This window comes from Cytobacillus sp. GQ23 (genome assembly GCF_059758675.1).
The window spans coordinates 61,417-82,633 of the sequence record NZ_JCAXER010000001.1; the positions used below are offsets into that span (position 1 = coordinate 61,417).

General features: G+C 43.4%; 21 protein-coding genes. 20 read left to right on the forward strand and 1 reads right to left on the reverse strand.

The genetic code is table 11. The features are described 5' to 3' along the window. Position 1: 1 nt before the first annotated feature. On the reverse strand, positions 2-544 hold the full coding sequence (locus tag AC6CHU_RS00370; protein ID WP_251284891.1) for a hypothetical protein: 543 nt from the start codon (positions 542-544) through the stop codon (positions 2-4). 101 nt (positions 545-645) lie between these two features. Here AC6CHU_RS00370 and AC6CHU_RS00375 point away from each other — a divergent pair, with 101 nt between their 5' ends. The 20 genes from AC6CHU_RS00375 to AC6CHU_RS00470 all read left to right on the forward strand — a co-directional run bounded on the left by AC6CHU_RS00375 (position 646) and on the right by AC6CHU_RS00470 (position 21,207). Further along, the gene (locus AC6CHU_RS00375) at positions 646-1,653 is read left to right on the forward strand and encodes a DUF3231 family protein (protein WP_159865825.1); all 1,008 of its coding nucleotides are present in this window, start codon (positions 646-648) and stop codon (positions 1,651-1,653) included. 538 nt (positions 1,654-2,191) lie between these two features. After that, positions 2,192-2,845 (forward strand): DsbA family oxidoreductase, encoded by a 654-nt coding sequence (locus tag AC6CHU_RS00380; RefSeq protein ID WP_498119837.1) that lies wholly within the window; start codon positions 2,192-2,194, stop codon positions 2,843-2,845. A gap of 133 nt (positions 2,846-2,978) precedes the next feature. Next, positions 2,979-3,878: a cupin domain-containing protein gene (locus tag AC6CHU_RS00385; RefSeq protein ID WP_236566224.1), complete on the forward strand. Its 900-nt coding sequence runs from the start codon at positions 2,979-2,981 to the stop codon at positions 3,876-3,878. Positions 3,879-3,995: 117 nt separating this feature from the next. Beyond that, complete coding sequence (locus AC6CHU_RS00390; RefSeq protein ID WP_159865677.1) at positions 3,996-4,439, forward strand: DUF2243 domain-containing protein; 444 nt, start codon at positions 3,996-3,998, stop codon at positions 4,437-4,439. Then, positions 4,436-4,900, forward strand: a complete 465-nt coding sequence (locus tag AC6CHU_RS00395) for a hypothetical protein (RefSeq protein WP_498119574.1) — start codon at positions 4,436-4,438, stop codon at positions 4,898-4,900. Before AC6CHU_RS00390 ends, AC6CHU_RS00395 begins: the two co-directional genes overlap by 4 nt. Before the next feature lie 118 nt (positions 4,901-5,018). After that, positions 5,019-6,932, forward strand: a complete 1,914-nt coding sequence (locus tag AC6CHU_RS00400) for a PTS mannitol transporter subunit IICBA (protein ID WP_498119576.1) — start codon at positions 5,019-5,021, stop codon at positions 6,930-6,932. An 80-nt stretch (positions 6,933-7,012) separates the two neighbouring features. Next, positions 7,013-9,106, forward strand: a complete 2,094-nt coding sequence (locus AC6CHU_RS00405; protein ID WP_498119578.1) for a BglG family transcription antiterminator — start codon at positions 7,013-7,015, stop codon at positions 9,104-9,106. Positions 9,107-9,118: 12 nt separating this feature from the next. Continuing rightward, the gene (locus AC6CHU_RS00410; protein WP_251284885.1) at positions 9,119-10,255 is read left to right on the forward strand and encodes a mannitol-1-phosphate 5-dehydrogenase; all 1,137 of its coding nucleotides are present in this window, start codon (positions 9,119-9,121) and stop codon (positions 10,253-10,255) included. 216 nt (positions 10,256-10,471) lie between these two features. Further along, positions 10,472-11,263, forward strand: coding sequence for an alpha/beta hydrolase (locus tag AC6CHU_RS00415; protein ID WP_498119580.1), 792 nt, complete (start codon positions 10,472-10,474; stop codon positions 11,261-11,263). 448 nt (positions 11,264-11,711) lie between these two features. Next, positions 11,712-12,431, forward strand: a complete 720-nt coding sequence (locus AC6CHU_RS00420; protein ID WP_498119582.1) for a GntR family transcriptional regulator — start codon at positions 11,712-11,714, stop codon at positions 12,429-12,431. 222 nt (positions 12,432-12,653) lie between these two features. After that, positions 12,654-13,718: an ABC transporter substrate-binding protein gene (locus AC6CHU_RS00425; protein ID WP_498119839.1), complete on the forward strand. Its 1,065-nt coding sequence runs from the start codon at positions 12,654-12,656 to the stop codon at positions 13,716-13,718. 16 nt (positions 13,719-13,734) lie between these two features. Continuing rightward, positions 13,735-14,811, forward strand: coding sequence for an ABC transporter ATP-binding protein (locus AC6CHU_RS00430; protein WP_159865701.1), 1,077 nt, complete (start codon positions 13,735-13,737; stop codon positions 14,809-14,811). A gap of 5 nt (positions 14,812-14,816) precedes the next feature. Continuing rightward, complete coding sequence (locus AC6CHU_RS00435) at positions 14,817-15,734, forward strand: ABC transporter permease (RefSeq protein ID WP_498119584.1); 918 nt, start codon at positions 14,817-14,819, stop codon at positions 15,732-15,734. Then, positions 15,731-16,531, forward strand: a complete 801-nt coding sequence (locus tag AC6CHU_RS00440; RefSeq protein ID WP_159865707.1) for an ABC transporter permease — start codon at positions 15,731-15,733, stop codon at positions 16,529-16,531. Before AC6CHU_RS00435 ends, AC6CHU_RS00440 begins: the two co-directional genes overlap by 4 nt. A gap of 15 nt (positions 16,532-16,546) precedes the next feature. After that, a complete protein-coding gene (locus AC6CHU_RS00445; RefSeq protein ID WP_251284881.1) occupies positions 16,547-16,870 on the forward strand; it encodes a (2Fe-2S)-binding protein in 324 nt (107 codons plus the stop codon). After that, complete coding sequence (locus tag AC6CHU_RS00450; RefSeq protein ID WP_251284880.1) at positions 16,860-17,939, forward strand: NAD(P)/FAD-dependent oxidoreductase; 1,080 nt, start codon at positions 16,860-16,862, stop codon at positions 17,937-17,939. The genes AC6CHU_RS00445 and AC6CHU_RS00450 overlap by 11 nt, the downstream gene beginning before the upstream one ends. 20 nt (positions 17,940-17,959) lie before the next feature. Then, positions 17,960-18,298, forward strand: a complete 339-nt coding sequence (locus AC6CHU_RS00455) for a (2Fe-2S)-binding protein (RefSeq protein ID WP_251284879.1) — start codon at positions 17,960-17,962, stop codon at positions 18,296-18,298. Then, positions 18,299-19,372: an NAD(P)/FAD-dependent oxidoreductase gene (locus AC6CHU_RS00460; protein WP_251284878.1), complete on the forward strand. Its 1,074-nt coding sequence runs from the start codon at positions 18,299-18,301 to the stop codon at positions 19,370-19,372. 81 nt (positions 19,373-19,453) lie between these two features. Further along, entirely contained in the window at positions 19,454-19,789 is a 336-nt protein-coding gene (locus AC6CHU_RS00465; RefSeq protein WP_498119587.1) for a DUF1904 family protein, read from the forward strand. A 74-nt stretch (positions 19,790-19,863) separates the two neighbouring features. After that, the gene (locus AC6CHU_RS00470) at positions 19,864-21,207 is read left to right on the forward strand and encodes a M20 family metallopeptidase (RefSeq protein ID WP_159865724.1); all 1,344 of its coding nucleotides are present in this window, start codon (positions 19,864-19,866) and stop codon (positions 21,205-21,207) included. Positions 21,208-21,217: the final 10 nt, after the last annotated feature.

Consider the following 21,217-nt stretch of genomic DNA (forward strand, 5'->3'; position numbering starts at 1 on the left):
ACTACTCAAATGAAAAGACATCAGCAATTTGCATTATATCACCTGATAAAATGCAATACATATCCTCCGGGCCGGTTTCAATAGCCATCTCCCGAATGAGGATGCCATCGAAGCCCTGCTTCATAAGACTTTTGCGGAAACCAGCATTAGCTTCATCTTTATTCAAAAGGATCGCCTTATCTTTCCAGCTGAGGGGTCTTTTTTTTGCGCTTGCGTAGTCACAATAAGGATCCCTTTCATTCATGAAAAGTTCATAGGAATCATACTCCTTTAAGCTTGGTTCATCCATATACACTTTATAAATGAAACCGCGGATGGCCTTATCGTATTGGACCACTTTCGGTGTTCCATCTTCCCAGAACTCCGTATCTGATTTTTCGCAGACTGATTCTGTCCCAGTGGCAAATGGCCGGGCAGACTCCAAATCCGATGTACACCAGATCCCAAGTGTATCAAACTCCTGTATTGATGTTTGACCTGCAGGCTCTATTTGAAAGCGATCCAATTTCTTGATGGAACCGTAATAAACGATCAAAACAAACACCTCCCTTTGTTAGGATGTGCAATATTTAATCATTTCATAAATCTGATTGTTTTTCTTTCTCCTTTTGGAAATGCTATAAGAAAAAGGAGGGACGTGTAGTGATGAATGCTAATCAGAACTCTGCATTATCTTCGGCTGAGATAGCGCAGTTATGGTCGGGATATTTGAACAGCAGCATGAGTAAATGTATTTTCTTATATTTTTCATATACAGTTGAAGACCAGAAACTACAGTCCATGCTTCAGGAAGGTATTCAAATATCAGATGCACATTTACAGAAGCTGACTGGATTTTTTGAAAATGAGGGAATTTCCGTTCCATATGGATTCAAGGCTGAAGAGGATGTGAATACTGCTGCCCCAAAACTGTTCTCAGAGAATTTCTCTCTGCATTTCCTTTATAATTATGTCATGTTTGCAGTGAGTTTTTATGCATTGGCCAAAACATTCGCGGTTCGGCCAGATGTCGTTGAATATTTCAACAATTGCTTAAGACAAGTGAATGAGTATGAAACTAAACTCAAGAATATGCTGTTAGACAAACACCTGTATATAAGATCCCCTCATATCATCCCGGTGAAAGGCCCTAGCTTTGTCGAAAGCAAAAAATTCATGGGTGGTATGTTCGGTGATAAAAGGCCGCTAAATGTCATTGAAATTACAAATATACATTCCAATCTGAAGAGAAATGCATTGGGAAATTCGATCATGATCGGGTTTAGCCAGGTTGCCCGATCCAAGGAAGTTGGCCAGTTCATGGTAAGGGGAAGGGATATAGCCGCAAAGCATACAAAGGTATTTTCTCAAATGCTCGAGGAAAGCTATTTGCCTGCCAGCATGTCCTGGGATATGGAAGTAACAGATTCCACAACCCCTCCCTTTTCAGATAAGTTGATGATGTTTATGACAACCTCGCTCATTGCCTTAAGTGCAGGGATTTATGCAACAAGTGCTGCATCAAGTGCACGAAAAGATATATCGATTACCTTCATCCGCTTGTCAGCAGAAATCGCCAGCTATGCTGAGGACGGTGCAAAGATTCTGATTAAGAATGGCTGGTTCGAGGAGCCGCCGCATCCGGCAGACCATGATGAACTGGCGAATAAATGAGAGTCTTGCAGGAGAATGGCAGCCCGCCTGGCGTACAGATAAATGAGAGGAATAGGGACCAAATGGTGTGGGCTCGCGAAATGGTAGTTAATTGAGCGGAAAAATGCCCAAAACTACGGGTAGCCATACGAAATGGTAGTTAATCGAGGGGAATAATGCCGAAAACGACGGGTCGCTAAGCGAAATGGTAGTTAATCGATGGGAATAACGCCGAAAACGTCGGGTAGACAAGTGAAATGGTAGTTAATTGAGTGGAATAAAGCCCAAAACCACGGATCCCCGAGCGAAATGGGAATTAATCAAGCGGAATAACGCCGAAAAGGGCAGCCACCCAAAAGAATCGTTCATTTTCCGCGCTCATACCTGCCATCAGCCCGCACGGGGAACGCCAAAATCCATAGTCAGCAACCCCCTAACTCTGAGCTTTTTCCGTGTAAAAAAATATCCCCCCAACTATACTAAAGAAGAAATAACTATATGGGAGGAATCAGGTATGCATATTGAAATGTGGACTGACTTCGCTTGACCGTTTTGCTATATTGGCAAAAGGCATCTGGAGGATGCCATTAAACAGATTAACCATCCAATCGAAGTGACTTACAGGTGCTTTGAGCTGGATCCGACGGCAGAGCGGGATATTCAGGATAACATGTATGAAAAATTGGCGAAGAAATATGGGATGACGATTGAGCAGGCGAAGGCCAACTCGAAAAACGTGGTGCAGATGGCGAAAAACGCCGGGCTGGAATTCAACATGGATACCATCATCCTTACTAACACGTTTGACGCGCATCGTCTGACGATGTTTGCCAAAACAAAAGGATTAATGAAGGAAATGACAGAGCGGCTGCTGCGTGCTTATTTTACTGATTCCAGACATATTGGAGATCCTTCGACTTTAGCCAAGTTAGCAGAAGAAGCTGGCCTGAACCGGGAAGAAGCTGAACAAGTGCTTGCTGGCAGCGATTTTGCAGATGAAGTCCGCGCTGACGAGCAATTGGCTCAGCAGTACCGCATTACAGGGGTGCCGTTCTTTCTTATTAATAAGAAGTACGCACTGAGCGGAGCACAGCCACCTGATATGATCGTACAAGCGCTTCAGAAGATTATTGCTGAGGATGAGATAACGGTATTAAATGACAGCGGCGGGATGAGCTGTGATGATGACGGCTGTGAGATTCCGAAAAAATAATTGGATTATAGAGAACCAGTCTGGAATGAGGCTGGTTCTTTTGCGTACAGAAGCCCAACTTAATAAAACAACGTACCTTCTATTCTCATAGGCATATGATGTGGTGATAATTCTGTGAAGGGAATGACAAGTATTGTATCATCCTTATGCGTTTTCCTATCCTTATTACCCGCAGCCTCATTCACCTGTGTATACTGATGAAATGTTAAGAAGCAATCAGGATCATTTTCAGCAGCTTTGTGAAACGGTTCTAGAAGGAGTCAAAAGGGAAGCTTCTGCACTTGAGCTGTACACGCAGCTGGCAGAGCATGCCCCGAATGAAGAGCACAAACAGAATATTATTCAGGTTATAGAAGGAAAGAAAGTTCATCTGAACCATTTTTGCAATCTTTATTACAATTTAACAGGAAAAAAGCCCGAGTATCAGGTCGACTATGTAGCCATTGACCATTACCGCGACGGTTTGCAGAGAGCGTATCAAATCGAAATGAAAGGGTACGAGGAGAACCAGAGGGGTTCCGTGCTTACTCAGCTTCCCCAGGTTCAAAATGTATTCTTATGGGCTATGAGCGGAGAACAGGATAATGCCGCTCGATTGGTTTCACTGAATAATCGGGTGACAGATTTTGGTCCGCAGCCATTTGTTGTGGATATTGAGGAAGCAACCAAGAAAAATAACACCTTTCGGACAGCGCTTTGGACCGGGCAGCATTTGCAGCTGACCTTAATGAGCATCAATGTTGGCGAGGATATTGGCCTTGAAATCCACCCGGAGCTTGATCAGTTCCTTAGAGTAGAAGATGGGGAAGGAATGGTCCAGATGGGGGACAGTCCTGACCGATTGGATTTTCAGCGGAAAGTAGCGGATGATTTTGCCATTTTCGTTCCGGCAGGCAAATATCACAATGTCATCAATACAGGCAACAAGCCGCTCAAGTTATATTCCATCTATGCGCCTCCGCAGCATCCTTTTGGAACAGTGCATAAAACAAAGGCAGAGGCCATGGCTGCCGAAAAAGAGCATCATCAATAATAAAAAAAAGGAAAAGACGAGATTCGGCTTTTCCTTTTTTTTATGAAAAATAGAATAAATTGACCATGTTTTGGGCACTAATCGAGGTATGACGATTTTTTCAGGATGGTGCGTAAAGTGAAAAAAGAAAATAAAAACCTCTTTATAGCAGGCATAATACTCGGGCTGGGGTTTGTAGGGGCAATTGATGGCATCTTATTTCATCAGCTGCTGCAATGGCATCATATGATTCTCAGCCCGAATATCAAACTCGAAATTTTTACAGATGGCTTATTTACGGCTTTATTTTCGGCGAAGCTGATTTGGGGCGGGATGAAGATTTTTCAGGATGCCCGCAAAAATGAATTGGGTACCAGCTGGAAGATATTCGCTGGCGGTATATTCATAGGGGGAGGAGCCTTTAATCTTGTTGAAGGCATTGTGGATCATCATATCCTTCAGGTTCACCGTGTCAGGCCATTGGCGGAAAATCCTTTATTGTATGATATGGCCTTTTTAGCTATTGGATTATTGCTAGTTATAATCGGATTGATGATAAAGAGGATGGAGAAGGAAGCATGATGAAAAAGGCTGGAAGCTTGATCAGTTTTATCCTTCTATTCTTAGGCTTTTTCTATTTTTATACCAGTCAGAATCCTCATAATCAGACCGGTGCAGCAAATCACATGGCACATGGATTTGTGGAAATTCCAAAAGATATGGAGATTCCTGAGGTAAACTTAAGTGTAGCCCCGGATGGTCCTGATACATGGCTTTTAAAGCTGGATCTTCTTCATTTTGCCTTTGCTCCTGAAAAAGCGGGCGAGATGAAGCCAAGCTATAACGAGGGACATGCCCACTTATACATAAATGGCAAAAAAATCAGCCGCCTTTACGGAGAGTACTATCATTTAGGCAAACTGAAGGAAGGCAAAAATGAAATTACTGTAACTCTTAATTCTAATAATCACGGGGCCCTAATGGCCGGGGGACAACCGGTTGGGGCAACCTCGGTTATTGAAGTGAATAAGAAGGAAGATTAGGAGAAACCATAGTTTTGTCATGTGATGCGCGACAAAGTTGAGTTTCTCCTTTGTTGAGTTCGGCGGTTATGTACTTTACCATTAGTAATAAAGTACTTATTTGAAAGGATGAGTGTAAATGGCTCAATCTAATCTAAAAGTTGCTGTACAGAAGTTCGGTAATTTTCTGAGCTCGATGGTTATGCCGAATATCTCTGCTTTTATAGCATGGGGTCTGATTACAGCTTTATTTATACCTACTGGCTTCATTCCAAATGAAAGCCTTGCCAATATGGTAGGGCCAATGGTGACATACTTGCTTCCATTGTTAATCGGTTACACCGGAGGTAAGCTTGTTCATGATCAGCGGGGAGCCGTTGTTGGTGCCATCGCGACAATGGGGGTTATTGCCGGGGCGGAAATCCCGATGTTCCTGGGCGCCATGGTGATTGGTCCTCTGGGCGGCTATGTTATTAAGAAATTTGACCAAATGATTGAAGGCCGAGTGCGTGCAGGCTTTGAAATGCTCGTGAACAACTTCTCAGCAGGAATTCTTGGAGCCGTTCTGGCCATCCTTGCATTCCTCGGAATAGGGCCTGCAGTGGATGAATTCACAAGCTGGCTTGTAGCCGGTGTTGACTGGCTGATTGGCACAGGTCTTCTGCCGCTGACAAGCATTCTAATTGAACCGGCGAAAGTGTTATTTCTGAACAATGCCATTAACCATGGTGTTCTGTCGCCAATCGGTGTGGAACAGGTTAAATCAACAGGTCAGTCCATCCTGTTCCTGCTAGAAGCAAACCCTGGACCCGGTCTTGGAGTTTTACTTGCTTATATTTTCTTTGGAAAAGGCAATGCTAAAAAATCTGCTCCAGGTGCCGGAATTATTCACTTCTTCGGCGGGATCCATGAAATTTACTTCCCGTACATTTTAATGCGTCCTATGCTGATGATTGCGGTAATTCTTGGAGGAATGAGCGGTGTGTTCACACTGGTTCTATTAGGCGGCGGATTGTTCGCTCCTTCATCACCGGGAAGCATCATTGCCATTACTGCAGTTACACCTCATCATGCAAGTGCATATATTGCGAACTTCGCAGCTGTGCTTGTGGCTGCTGCTGTATCATTCTTCGTGTCTGCCTTTATTATGAAAACAGGCAAGCAGGGTGAAGATGACATTGAAGAAGCGTCGAAAAAGATGCAGGAAATGAAAGGCAAGAAAAGCTCTGTTTCAAATGTATTTGAAGGCGGAAATGCTGCAATGCCTGATAACGTATCAAAAATCTATTTTGCCTGTGATGCGGGCATGGGCTCAAGTGCCATGGGTGCATCCCTGCTGCGCAAAAAGGTGAAGGAAGCAGGCATGGACATAGCTGTTACAAATACAGCGATCTCTAATCTTCCTGGAGATGCCCAAATCGTCATTACACAGGATGAATTGACACCAAGGGCACGTCAGAAAGTGCCGAATGCATTTCATGTATCAGTTGATAACTTCCTATCAAGCCCGGAGTATGACAAACTGATCGATGCACTGCAGTTCCCGGCTAACTCGGAGCTGCACGAAATCGTTGAAGATGCAGAGGAAAATGTTCCTGATGCAACGGATGAGGAAATGGCGCATGAAGACGATTTATTGCGTCCGGAAAATATATTCCTGAACAAAGAGTTTGCGGATAAGGATGAAGCCATCCGATTTGCCGGAAGAGTGCTTGTGGATTCCGGATATGTGGAAGAAAGCTATATTGAAGCGATGATTGAACGTGATAATATCACTTCCACCTATATGGGGAATGATGTAGCGATCCCTCATGGAACGGAAGAGGCGAAAAAGGCAGTTATTAAATCAGGCTTTACGGTTATCCAGGTACCAAATGGCGTTGATTTTGATGGCCAAAAGGTTCGTCTGATCTTCGGAATTGCAGGAAAAGACGGCACACATCTTGAAATCTTATCAGGCATAGCGGTAACATGTTCGGATATGGATAATATCGAGAAGCTGGCTTCAGCCGAATCTGTTGAGACCATCATGGATATTATCGGCAAGAAATAAACCTTAGGAATAGAAAAGCGTCCTTATGCGCTTTTCTTTTCCTCGTTTATCGTCACTAATTTTAGAAATGAGCTGATCTCATGTATATTACATCGAGGGAAAAAGCCATTATTGAATTGATTATTAAAACATCGGGGAAACATACGGCATTGTCGATTGCTTCTTCCTTGAATTTCAGTGCAAGAACGATTCAGAGGGACTTAAAGGCAGTTGAGAAAATTGTCAATGAGTTCGGACTGACCTTAACCCGGAATATGAATCAGGGACTTGTCATTGAAGGGAAAAACGAGCAGATTTTCAGGCTGATCCAGCATTTGACCAATAGTGAACCAATCGATGAGCCTCCACAGGAAAAAAAGCTGCGCCTTCTTTTGGCCATTCTTGCAGAAGATGTCTACAAAACCCAGGTACTTGCCGGCTATCTTGGCATCAGCACGGCAACCTTGACAGCATATCTGGACGAACTGGCCGAATGGCTGTCCCTTTTCCGGGTGAAACTGACGAGAAAGCGGGGAGTAGGCGTAGAACTTCATGGAACGGAAGCAGATAAGCGCCGCGTGCTTGCCCAATTTCTCCTTCACTACTTTCATGAAGAATTAATCGAGAAATTGTTTTTGCTTGAAAAAGGGAAGCTTGGGGAAGAGAGGATTCTTCACTACTTTGACGCTGGAGGCCTTCGCCATGTGAACAGCATCCTTCAATCTGTATTTACTGGTGCACCTGCCCGGTTTGCGGATAGCGGCTACCTGGAGATTGTGCTGCATACCTGCATAACAGTGAAAAGGGCACTCAGCGGTTTTCCTGTTGAACGGACGGAGCTTCTGGACACAGAGGTTACGGTTGAATACGGATTGATTCAGGAAATCACAAACAGGCTCGGACAAACATTTGCCTGTGATTTTTCCGAAGGGGATATCCTTTACCTGTCGCGTATACTTAAAGGCACCAAATGGAGCGGTACGGAGGCTTTTCCGTATGACAGCATTGTACTCGCCCAAATGATCAGGAACGTGATTAAATCTGTGTCTGAGCAGCTGCATGTGGATTTGAACAAGGATTATTCCTTATTTCAGGGACTGCTCGCCCATATGGAGCCATCTTTATATCGGATTAAACAGAATATGGAGTCCTACAACCCGCTTAAAGAGGAAATCAAGCGTAAATATCCGGTTCTGTTCATGGCTGTGAAAAACAGTCTTGAAGAGGTGTTCACTGATATTGATCAATTTTCCGATGACGAAATTGCGTTTATCGTCCTTCATTTCGGTTCGGCACTTGTCATGCAGGAAGAGAACCTTTCAATAAAGGCGCTTCTCATTTGCCCGACAGGCATCGGCACATCCAAGATGCTGAAAAGCAGGCTGAAAAAAGAAGTGGCTGAGATTGATCTCATTGAAATCAAATCGATTAAGGAAATGTCGGAGGGTGCGAATATGAAGGAATATGATTTAATCCTTTCTACTGTCAGGCTTCCTTTTATACATGCCGAGTATATATTGGTGAACCCGCTTTTAAGTGAAGAAAATATTCTCACGATAAAAAACTACCTGAAGAACAATATTGAAAGGCTCACTAAAGGAAAACAGTATCAGGAAGTGGCGGAGGATAGGCACCACAAGACAGAGCAGAGCAACGTCTCTTTAGACTCTATGCTTGAGGAGATGAGAGATATTCACGAGAGCATTCAGTCTCTTATTCAGAACTTCCGGTTTTACCGAATGGATGGGAAAGCAAGCCAGGAGCAGATTCTCGCAAAAATGGTGAAGAATGCAGAAGGAGATCATCTGCTGATAAATCCGGAAGATGTTCTGCAATCCTTAAGGGGTCGGGAACAAAAAGGCGGTCTTGGAATTCCTGAAACGAATATGGCTCTCTTTCATGCGCGCAACCCAAACGTCCGAACACTTATTTTCCAAATCGCCCATCTGCCAGAGCCTTGTCTCGTAAAGGGAATGGACGGAAAAGAAGTGGTCATGAAAAACCTGCTGCTCATGCTCGCGCCAGACGAACTAAGCAGAAGAGAGCAGGAAATCTTAAGCTTAATCAGCACGAATATCATTGAGACAGAGGAAGCAATATTACTATTTTCTTCCGCAAACGAAGATATGATCTTCAGGAAGCTGGAAGCGATTTTCACAGAATACCTCCAGTCTCATTTTAAAATAAACCGGTAAAGGAATGATTCGATGAAACAGGCAGTACACTTTGGAGCAGGGAACATTGGAAGAGGATTTATCGGAGCACTATTTTCACAGTCAGGCTACCATGTGACATTTGTGGATATTGCTGATGAGATTATTAATCAGTTAAACGAAGAAAAACAATACAAAGTGATTCTGGCTGCAGATGAACAGGAAAGCTTGACCATTACGAATGTGTCAGGATTGAACAATCTGAAGCAGGAGGCTGAAGTGATTGAGGCCATTAAACAGGCTGAGTTCTTAACAACAGCTATAGGGCCAAATATCCTTCCCCGCATTGCGCCGTTAATGGCAAAAGGCTTGGCTGCCAGAGCAGAAGCTGGTATTACGGAAAAGCTTTATGTCATCGCATGTGAAAATCAGATCTCGGCAACTGACTTATTAAAGGGCTATATTCTGGAGAACTTGGAGAGCGGCATTAATCTTGAGAATGTCTCCTTCTTAAACTCCGCTGTAGACCGGATTGTTCCTATTCAAAATAACCAGGGATCACTTGATGTCCTGGTGGAACCGTACCATGAATGGGTTGTCGAAACGACCGAAGACATTCCTCATATTGAAGGAATGAAGATTGTTCCAGAGCTTGCGCCGTTTATCGAAAGAAAGCTGTTTACAGTTAACACAGGACATGCGGTAATTGCGTATTTCGGTTACCTGGCAGGCAAAGAAACCATCGACCAGACACTTGCTGATAAAGATATTTACCAGCAGGTGAAGGCAACACTTGGCGAAACAGGTGCCTATTTAATTCATCGCTATGGCCTGAATCCGGACGAGCATCAGAAATATATCGATAAAATCATTGGCCGTTTTGAGAATGCCCGCCTGAATGACGGTGTCACACGGGTTGGCCGTTCACCATTAAGGAAGCTCGGACCTGAAGACAGGCTCGTTCGCCCGGCACTGCAGGCCCAGAAGGCAGGCATATCTTACACGAACCTGGCAAAAGCCATCGCTGCAGCCCTATTGTTTGATAACAGGGAAGATGAAGAAGCAGTTAAGCTGCAGGCCATGATCCAGGAAAACGGAGTGGCCTATGTACTGAAAGAAGTATGCGGACTTGAAGAATCAGGTGAGCTCGCAGGAGAAATACTGAAGCAATATGAAGCTTTGAAAAAATAAAGTGAAACTTTAATCAGTGGGGTGGCCTCACTGATTGTTAGTTGAACCAATCGGGCCATTACTGCCCGTTAGACTGTGTTAAATGGAATGAAGACTGCTGAGAATGATCGGCAGTCTTTTTTTGAGCTTTTTTCGGAGGACCGATGTACAATATTTTACAAGTGCTAGAGTGCGGTTTTTGCAGAAAGAGGCTGAGCCAGAAACAAAACTGGTTAATTGAATAATGATTATGAGGTGCAAGCCATGCTTGAAGTGTTAACTGTGTCCATTTTTAATGGGGTAAGAAAAGTTCGGATTTACCTGCCGGAGGGGTATGGCACCAGCAATAAACGTTATCCGGTCCTATACATGCATGACGGGCAAAATGTCTTTGGCGCAGAGGAAGCAATTGGCGGAGTGTCCCTGGAGCTGCACAAATATCTGGATCAAACTAATTCAGAGTTGATTGTGGCAGCAATCGACCAAAATACACAAGGCGAAGAACGGCTCAATGAATATTGCCCATGGAAAAATGGGGATTTCAGCGAGCAGGTATTAGGGTACAAAAGCAGCTTAGGCGGTAAGGGCAGAGAGTATGCTGACTTTATTGTGAATGAGCTGAAGCCGTTAATAGATGACAAATATAGGACGATGGCTGCCAAAAACTATATGGCGGGCATCTCATTGGGCGGATTGAACTCTGTTTATGCCGGCTGCCAATATCCTGATACCTTTAGAAAAATCGCAGGAGTGTCATCCGCCTTCTACCCGAATCAGGAGGAAATAGAAAAACTGGCAGCTATCACACCTCCATCAGGGAAAATATATCTGGATTGCGGCACTGCAGAGGCAGGGGAAAATAGGAAAATGAGTGAACTATTTTTGGCGTCTAACAACGCGGTTTATGAAAGGCTAAAGAGCAGCGGTTGTGAGGTTGAGTTTCGCATCATTGAGGGGGCGGGGCATAATTATACTGGCTTTAAGGATCGGATTGGTGCTGTGATGGAGTTTTTTGGGGGTAAGGGCTAGGTGGGAAGATGGCGGTGGTATGTGTGGGCAGGTAATATGGGGAATAGTGACCAAAAGAGGCAGAGCGAGAGTGAAATGGTAGATAATCAGGGGAATTAGTGACCAAAAGGGGCGGAGTGAGAGAGAAATGTAGTTAATCAGGAGGAATAGTGCCCAAAAAGGGCGTAGCGAGAATAAAATGGTAGTTAATTAGGAGGAATAGCGACCAAAAAAACATCAGCGTCAATGAAGTAATCAAAAGGAATAAAAAGCACCCCCGAGCCAGCCATACTTAAAAGAGTTAAACAGCTGCAGCAGCGCAGAAACTAGGAAACTAATAAATAGAGATCCCAATTGGGTTGCTTTAAATATTTAATTTTCAAAAAATATTGACAACTACCCAAAAAACAGATAAATTATAAAATAATATAAAGTTATAACATTATATTCTTTCAAGGGAGATACATAAATGCAGATTGATAAGAGTTCACATATACCCCTATATAGACAAGTAGAGCAGATTCTCGAAGAAAAAATCATTTCCGGCCAATGGGAGGTAGGGAGCCAGCTGCCGACTGAGCAGGAGCTATCCGGTCGATTCGATGTCAGCACCATAACGGTTAAAAGGGCTGTAATTGAACTTGTGAATAAAGGCTATCTCTTCAGACAGCGAGGAAAAGGAACATTTGTATCCGGGGCTGCCAAAGAGCAGGATCTTAATTCAATCTTATCGCTTTCCACCGGTTCGGAACAGGAACACCCTCATGATCTACTAAACTTTCAATATGAGAAAGCAGGTTCTGAAATCGCCCAGAAGTTAAGGATTGATCCAGAGGATGGCGTGATCAGAATTGAGAGATTAAAAGTGGAAAATAATGACCCTCTCGCATTGGAATATACTTATCTTCCAGCGGAAAAGTGTCAGGGGCTTACACCTGAAATGATCAATAACGACTTAATTTTTAACATTTTAAAAAGCAGATTTCATATAGCGCTAAACAGGGCTAAGGTATTTATCCGGCCCTATATTCTTCCTGATCACCAGGCTAAGCTGCTTCAGGTGGAACCGGGAACCCCTGTATTTGAGTGGGAGCGTACGACTTACACAAAGCAAGAAGATATTATTGAGTTTTCTAAGTTCTATATCCGCAGTGATAAAGCGGTTTACTATACAGAAGTTCAATTGTAAAAAAATTGGTGAAATCCTATTGGAGCATTTATAAATTTAAAAGATATAAAGTTATAATATTATATCTTTATATTTTATATAAAAATCAATCTCTTTCAATAGATTGATCTAAAGCAAAAAGGAGGTATCTTTTTAGCATTTCTTCATCTTAGAACAGCTCCTTAAGTTCACAAAAGCAAAACAAAACGAGGGGGAAATGAGTTGAAAAAGAAAGCTTTTTTAATGGTATTGCTTTGTTTATTGCTTGTAACGGCAGCAGGATGCAGCGGCCAAACAGGAAGTTCTGCAGATGAAGGGTCAGGAAAAAGTGATGGAAAGACTCTAGTTTTAGCGGCATATGGAGGAAGCTATGAGCAAAAGATGAAGGAGGACTTGATTCCAAAGTTCGAAAAAGAGCATGGCGTAAAGGTGAAATATATTACGGGAAGCTCTGTTGATACTTTATCCAAGCTTCAGGCCCAAAAGGATAATCCGCAAATCGATGTGGCTTTCCTTGATGATGGTCCTCAGGCTCAGGCAAAGGCATTTGGATTGCTGGCACCATTGGATGAGAGTGTTGTTACAAACCTGGCGAATGTCTATGATATTGCAAAAGACAAGGATAATGTGGGCGTTGGTTTCGGGATCATTTCAACGGGCTTGGCTTATAACAAGGATGTCTTCGAACAGAATGGCTGGGAACCACCAGCATCCTGGAATGACTTGGCCGATCCAAAGTTTAAAGGAAAACTCGTACTGCCTTCCATTGCCAATACGTATGGAGTTCACTTTCTGCTCATGACTGCGATTGCCAATGGAGGAGATGCAGAAAACATTGAACCGGGCTTTGAAAAAATGAAGGAAATTGCCAAAAACGCAATCACTTTTGATAAAACAGCAGACGTATCCAACTACTTCCTGCAAGGGCAGACCGTTGCCAGTGCATGGGGAAGCAGCCGGGTATTTACACTGCAGGATAGCGGATTCCCGATTGAGTATGTCATTCCTGAAGAAGGGGCTCCAGCTTTGATGGCAACTGTCAGTGTGGTGAAGGATGCTCCAAATGAAGATCTTGCACAGAAATTTGTCAATTTTGTCCTGGATGAAGACGCACAGCTTCTATTTGCCAACTCCTTATTTGATGGACCGGTTAATAAGAATGTGAAGCTTGAAGGTGACATCGTCAATAAAGTGGCCTATGGGGAAGAAGAGATTGCCAAATTGATCAAAGTCGACTGGGAAACTGTCAATGCAAAACGGGCAGAGTGGACAGAACGGGCTAATAAAGAAATTGAAGTAGCCCATTAAAAGAGAGGGGAAGCGAATGAGTTACTTAAGCCTGGAAAACGTGGTCAAGACATTTAATAAAACAGAAGTGGTTAAAAAACTCAGCCTTGACATCCAAAAAGGGGAACTCGTCTCCTTTTTGGGGCCTTCGGGCTGCGGAAAAACGACGACACTTAATATGATTGCCGGATTTCTGGAAGTGGATGGCGGGAAGATTGAGGTGGATGGGAAGCCCGTTCACCTGCTTCCTCCCAATAAAAGAGAAATGGGCATGGTGTTCCAAAATTATGCTTTGTTTCCGCATATGACGGTTTTTGATAATGTTGCCTACGGACTTAAGCTTCGAAAGGTGCCAAAAAATGAAATCAGCAAAAGGGTGCTTGAAGCATTGGAAATGGTACGTCTGGCTGGCTATGAAAAACGCTATCCAAAGGAACTTTCCGGAGGACAGCAGCAGCGTGTCTCCCTGGCGAGGGCCCTGGTCATTAAACCAAAGGTGCTTCTTCTTGATGAACCGCTGAGCAATCTGGATGCCAAGCTGCGCCAGGAAATGCGTGAAGAGATCGTTGATATACAAAAGCAGGTAGGGATTACCACCATTTTTGTCACACATGACCAGGAAGAAGCATTGGCAATTTCGGACCGGATCGCAGTCATGTATGAGGGACGGATTGAACAGGTTGATGATCCGGCTTCCATATATAATCATCCAAAGACTGACTTCGTGTCCCAGTTTATAGGGGAAGTGAACCACATACAGGGAAAAGTCCTGGAAACCTATGAGAATAAGAAATGCAAAATGCACTTCTTTGGGAATGAACAGATCGTTTCAGTTCCATCTGTGAAGAATTCCGAGGTTCATTTTTTCATCCGGCCGGAAAAAGTCCAAATTGCCTTAGCCGGATCACCTGAAAGAAATGAGGCTTTTCAGACCAAGGTGGAAAGGAAAATGTTTCTTGGAGCAAAGACCAGATACATCCTGAAGGTGCATGATCGGCATCTGATTGCGGATATTTCCAATACTGTTCTGAATCCCACCGAAATTAAAGAAGGAAACAGTGTCTATACTTATTGGAACCCTGAAGACCTGCTCCCTTCGAGAATGGCGAGGTGACTCATATGCAAGCCGGAATCGGAACGGAACATGACCTATTGCTTCAGCAAAAGAAAAAGAATTTGAATAAAAAACGGCTTGATACATGGCTGCTTTTACTGCCGACGCTGGGTATCTTCCTTTTCTTCTTTTTGCTGCCATTGTTCTTCTTATTTATGACAAGCTTTAAAAATTTTGATGCAAGCACTGGAGTGGGAAATGAATGGACGCTCCAAAACTATATCAAGTTCATGTCAGATCCTTTTTATCTTGGAGTGGTCTGGCGCACAGTAAAAATCGCTCTATTAACCACTTTGATTACGATTCTTATATCTTACCCGGTAGCTTTTCAGATTTCCAGATCAAAAGGAAGAACCAGGAATTATTTAACCCTTCTGGTGCTTTCCCCGCTGCTGATCAGCATGGTTATCCGCTGCTATGGCTGGGTGATTCTTTTATCCAACAATGGTGTAGTTAACAATGCGCTCTTAAAAATGGGCTGGATAGATCAGCCTTTAACCCTCTTATACACTGAATTGAGTGTGGTCATCGGGATGGTGCATGTTCTTTTCCCTTACATGGTGCTGAGCATCATGGGCTCACTCGAAAAAATAGACCCTTCTGTCATCAGAGCCTCGCAGAATCTTGGGGCCAGCTCCTTCAGAACTTTTTTTTCCATTTTGCTTCCGTTAACCTTGCCAGGTATTTTCGCCGGATCGGTTATGGTGTTCAGCTTAAGCGTCAGCTCATTTGTTACCCCGGCCATTCTTGGCGGACCGCAGGTGAAGGTTATGTCCTATCTGACGTATGAACAGGTAGCTGTCATGCTGAACTGGCCGTATGGAGGCGCAATAGGCTTCCTGTTAATCCTGATTGCCACCATAACCATCATCGCCTACAGCAAAATCCTTGCCAAGTCTGAGAAAGGAGTGGCCATACAATGAGCAGGAAGCTGCCCAAGTATTTCTTTAACTTTGTTTGTTTACTCGTTTATATTTTCCTGCTGGCGCCAATCGTCGTTGTATTGCTTTCTTCCTTAACAACTACCGAATACATTGTTTTTCCGCCAAAAGGCCTGACTCTCAGATGGTACACAGAGTTAATTGAGCATCCGGAATTTATGCAGTCCTTTACACTGAGCATTATTGTGGCGTTCGGAACCGCCATTATTGCTACTGCCATTGGCACATTGGCTTCGCTTGCAGTCGTGCGCCGTCAATTTAAGGGGAAGGGTGCAATTGTTCAATTAGTCGGTTCGCCTCTTTTGATTCCATCTGTTGTGTTTGGTGTAGCACTATTGCAGTTTTACTCATGGATTGGCTTAGCTGCGAGCCCGCTTGCGTTAATTTTAGGCCATATCATTTTAACGGTTCCATTTGTAATGCGCCTGGTGGTTGCAAGCCTTGTCGGGTTCGACCGTTCTATCGAACAAGCGGCCCTGAACCTTGGAGCATCACAGATGAAGGTTTTCTTTCAAATCACTCTGCCGATCATTAAATCAGGTGTGATAGCCGGCGCCATTTTTGCCTTTATTACTTCATTTGATGATTTAACTGTGGCCTTATTTATTGTCAGCACAGACGTTGTGACACTGCCTGTACGTATCTACACCTACATGCAATATCAATATGATCCCATTATTACATCCGTATCAAGCATCATGATTCTCTTCACAATTGTATTAATGCTCGTTATTGAAAGAGTGCTTGGTGTAGGAAAAGTGTTTTCCTCGAAAAATTAGATAGGAGAGGTTTGTATGCATATTGAAAATCATCCCGTTCTTGGCAGGCAGCTTCACAGGCCTGTAACCATTTACTTCGATGATCAGCCCTATCAGGCTTACACGCAGCAATCAGTTGCTGCCGCCTTAATGGCAAATGGAATTAAGAAGTTGGGTGTCAGCCGAAAATTGGTCCAATCAAGAGGATTATTCTGCTCGCGCGGGAGATGCTGCAGCTGCTATATGACCATTGACGGTGAGGATCATGTTCGGAGCTGCATGACAGAGGTTGAAGATGGCATGCGAATATACCCGAACATGGATGACCCTGAGGTAAGGAGGGAGATTGATGGAGACTGATGTACTGATCATCGGAGGCGGTCCTGCAGGACTATCAGCTGCCATTGAGACGGCATCTAGGGGACTGGATGTAACCATTGTTGACGAAGCTTCCAAGCTTGGGGGGCAGCTTAACCAGCAGACTCAAGCGCTACGTTCGCTTCCTTCTGTATATGAACCGATGCGTGGGTTTGAATTGGCAAATAAACTAATCGGGCAGATAAAGGATTTGAATGTAAGGCCGCTCCTGAATCACCGAGTGGTTGGATTTTACGAGGATGGAAGCGCCGGAATTACCGATGAAGAAAATGTTTTCCCTATTAAAGCAAAAAAGGTGATTGTGGCTACCGGAGCAGCTGAGAAGGCAGTACCTTTTCCAAAATGGACATTGCCTGGAATCATGACAATCGGTGCTGCACAGACATTGATCAATCGTGATTTTGTGAAGCCTGGGAGAGAAGCTGTGATTGTGGGCTCCAGTGACTTTGCCATGGAAACAGCGTTGCAGCTGATGGATGTGGGCATTCAGTTAAAAGGAATTATAGAAAAACGATCCACCGCTGTAGCCAAAGAGCAGGAAAAAGTGAGCGAACTATCACGTAAGGGGGTTCCTTTCTATTTTAATAGTTTTATAAGGGAAGCAAGAGGTAATGGGCAGGTGGAACAGGTTGATATCGAGCTGGATGGTGAAATCATCACCCTGGATGTGGATCTCGTTTGCCTGGATGGAGGCAGGGCACCCATATTGGATGTTTTTTACCAGCTGGGCTGCTCCTTTGGGTTTCAAGAGATACTTGGCGGCTGGGTTCCGCAATATAGTCATACATTTCAAACTGACAGGAAAGAGGTATTCATAGCTGGGAATGCGGCTGGCATAACGACTCACGGTCCGCTTCTCCTGACAGGGATGATTGCCGGCATCAGTGTAAGTGAAGAACTGCAGGCAATCAGCGCTCCAGAGGCAAAAGAGATAAGAGAGACTCTTTGGAAAGAACTCGGAATACTGGAGTACAAAGAAGTATACAGCGAAAGAGTCAAGCATCTCGAGAACTTTACAAGCCCAATACTGAAGGATGTATTTGTCTCCTAGACAGGAAAAGAGAGAAGAAGGTGAATAAGTTGGATAAAACGACGATCATCTGCAGGTGTGAAGAAATCAGCTGTGAGGAAGTGGAAGAGGTTATCAGCAATGGAGGAAGGACATTTGATGATGTTAAGAGGATTACCCGCTGTGGAATGGGACCTTGCCAGGCTAAAATCTGCACCAGCATGGTGGCAGAAATTATTCAGCAGCAGACTGGGCTGTCACCTTCAGAGATTCCGCTGCCGAGAATGAGGATGCCGCTATCCCCTATTAAACTTGAAACACTGGCAACGAACAGTACATCCTTTAATGCTGTCAAGTCTGTCCTTGATGAGGTGGAATTGGAAGAAGGGAAGGTGAAGTAATTGGAAACAGATTATGAAACAATTGTGATCGGCGGAGGAGTAGTGGGCAGCGGTATTGCTTACCATCTTTCTGAGCGATACAAAGAAGGCGTGCTTGTGCTGGATAAAAAATATCCCATGTCAGGTACCTCAGGATCCACCCAGGCATGGGTATGGGTACATAATAAAACGCCTTCCTGGTATGCGGAATTTAATATGTACAGTGCCGAACTCTATCCATATCTGTCTAAAAAGATCGGGGACGTCGAATACAAGCGGACAGGGGGGCTTTCACCTTTTTTCCATGAAAGTGACCGTGAAAAGGCACAAAAGCTCGCAGAATCTTACCGGAAAATCGGCATCAAAATCAAGGTGTTATCCAGAGAAGAAGTTCTCGAAAAAGAGCCCTATATGAATCCGGAAGTTGCGGGGGCAACCTACAGCTCCATTGATGGCAATGTCAATCCATTCCGCCTGATTGATATGTATATGAGGGCAGCTAAAAGAAATGGCGTACGGTATTCTGCTTACAATAAAGTAACAGAGATTAAAAAGCATAATGGAAAATACTTGGTTGTGTCAGATAAGGGTGCTTTTGAATGTAAAAACCTTATCCTCGCTGGGGGAACCTGGTCGAGAGAAATCGGAGAAATGCTTGGAATTAAGATTCCCGTTAATCAATTGAGAGGGCAGATTCTGGTGTCAGAACCATTAAAGCCTTTCTTAAATTTTACAATCAGCGGGTTAAGGCAGGCAAATAATGGTGAAGTACTGATGGGCTATTCAATGGAGGAAGCAGGGTTTAATCGGGCAACAACGCTTGATGTCATTCAGGAAACAGCCAATATGGCAGTCCAATATGTACCTGGCTTAAGAAAGGCTAAAATTGTCCGCGCCTTTTCCGGAATCCGGGCCATGCCGGAGGATGGTTTTCCCATTCTTGGTGAGGTACCGGGGTTTGAAAACCTTTATGTGGCAGCCACCCATAGCGGAGTGACACTTTCTCCTTTAATTGGCACCTTAATAACAGAATTGATCATGGATGGGGAAACTTCGATTCCGATCGACAGGTATTCTTTAAGCAGGTTTGGTTAAATGAATCATATTTAGTTATAATATTATAACTTTTCTTGGTTGCCAGGAAAAATATTATGTAAACAGGATAGGAGAAATAGGATGCCACATTTGTTTATTAGGGGTATTACAGTCAACCAGACAAAGGAAATCAGCACGCAGCTGGTGAAAGACCTGGCTCTGCTCTGTGATAGCGGTGAAGATAACTTTACATTGGAAGTTTTGAATTCAACTTTTGTGTTTGATCAAAAAGAAGTTCCAGCTTATCCGTTTATAGAAGTAAAGTGGTTTGACAGAGGTAAAGAAGTTCAAAGCCAATTTGCCGGGATAGTTTCGAGTCATGTTCATTCGCTTGGAGTTCCGGAGGTTGAGGTGGCATTTACTGCATATAATGAGGCTGATTATTATTTGAATGGGAAGAGTTTTGCGGAAGAGTAAGCAATGAAGCAAAAATTATAATGTTATATTTTCATACTTTTTTGATTCCTTAAGTGCGGAAGGGGAACTTGAGAATGAATAAAGTCTATCAATTTATTGAGGAAAACTCTGATATGTATATTGAATGGCTGATTGAAGCATGTAATCAGCCTAGTGTTTCAGCCCAAAGTCGAGGAATGCTTGAAATGAAAGAGCTTGTAAAAGCTTTTTTGCAAAGAGTGGATGCAAGTGCAGAAGAGATTGTAACTGATGGTTTTCCAATTATATATGCACATCTTGATAGTAAAAAAGAAAAGACACTAACCTTCTACAATCACTATGATGTGCAGCCTGAGGACCCTGTTGACCAATGGCATAGTGAACCCTTCAAGGCAGATATCAGAAATGACCAAATCTTTGCACGTGGTGTTGCGGATAACAAGGGTAATCTTATAGCCAGAATTTGTGCAGTACATGCATACCAGCAGGTGTATGGAAATCTGCCAATAAATATCAAGTTTATATTTGAGGGAGAGGAAGAAGTAGGAAGCCCTCATTTGGAATACTTTGCAAACCAATTTCCTGATAAGTTGGAAACTGATGGCATTATCTGGGAGGGTGGAACCCGAGGAGTAAAGGATCGCAGACCACACGTCGGTTTAGGAGTTAAGGGAATTTGCTATGTTGAGTTAATATGCAAAGGAGCCAAATATGATCTTCATTCCTCAGAGGCCGCAATAATAGAAAACCCTGCATGGAGATTAGTATGGGCACTGAACTCACTGAAAGATGAACAGGAAAACATTTTAATTGAGGGTTTTTATGACGATGTGATTTCACTTAGTGAAAAAGACAGGACCTTCATTCAATCGATGGATTTCAATGAGGAAGAAATAAAGGAACTATATGGCATTAAAAGCTTTCTAAAAAATGTAACTGGAGATGAATTAAAAGAAACTCTAACTGCAGAACCAACCTGCACTATTTGCGGTATAAATTCGGGATATACAGGTGAAGGCTCTAAAACAGTCCTGCCATCGACTGCAATGGTTAAACTTGATTTTCGCCTGGTACCAAATCAGACACCTGAAAAAATAGCAGATTTATTAAGGAAGCATTTAGATAAGAACGGGTTTCAAGATATAGAAATAAGGCAATCTCACGGGATTCATCCGTTTAACACCGATCCATCTAACCGTTTTGTTGAAGTTGTGCTTGAAAGTGTGGAGCAAGTTTATGCTGAGCCTCCAGTTATTCTGCGTAACTTAGCAGGTTCAAGCCCTATGTTTAAAATGCTGAGTAATACAGGCATTCCTGCGGTGCAAATTGGTGTAGCTAATTTGCAATCTAACTATCACGCGCCTAATGAAAATATTTTTATCGATGATTTCATTCAAGGTATAAAAGTAACTGCAGCAGTTATGAAGAATTTTAGCTAGTAGTCTGGAA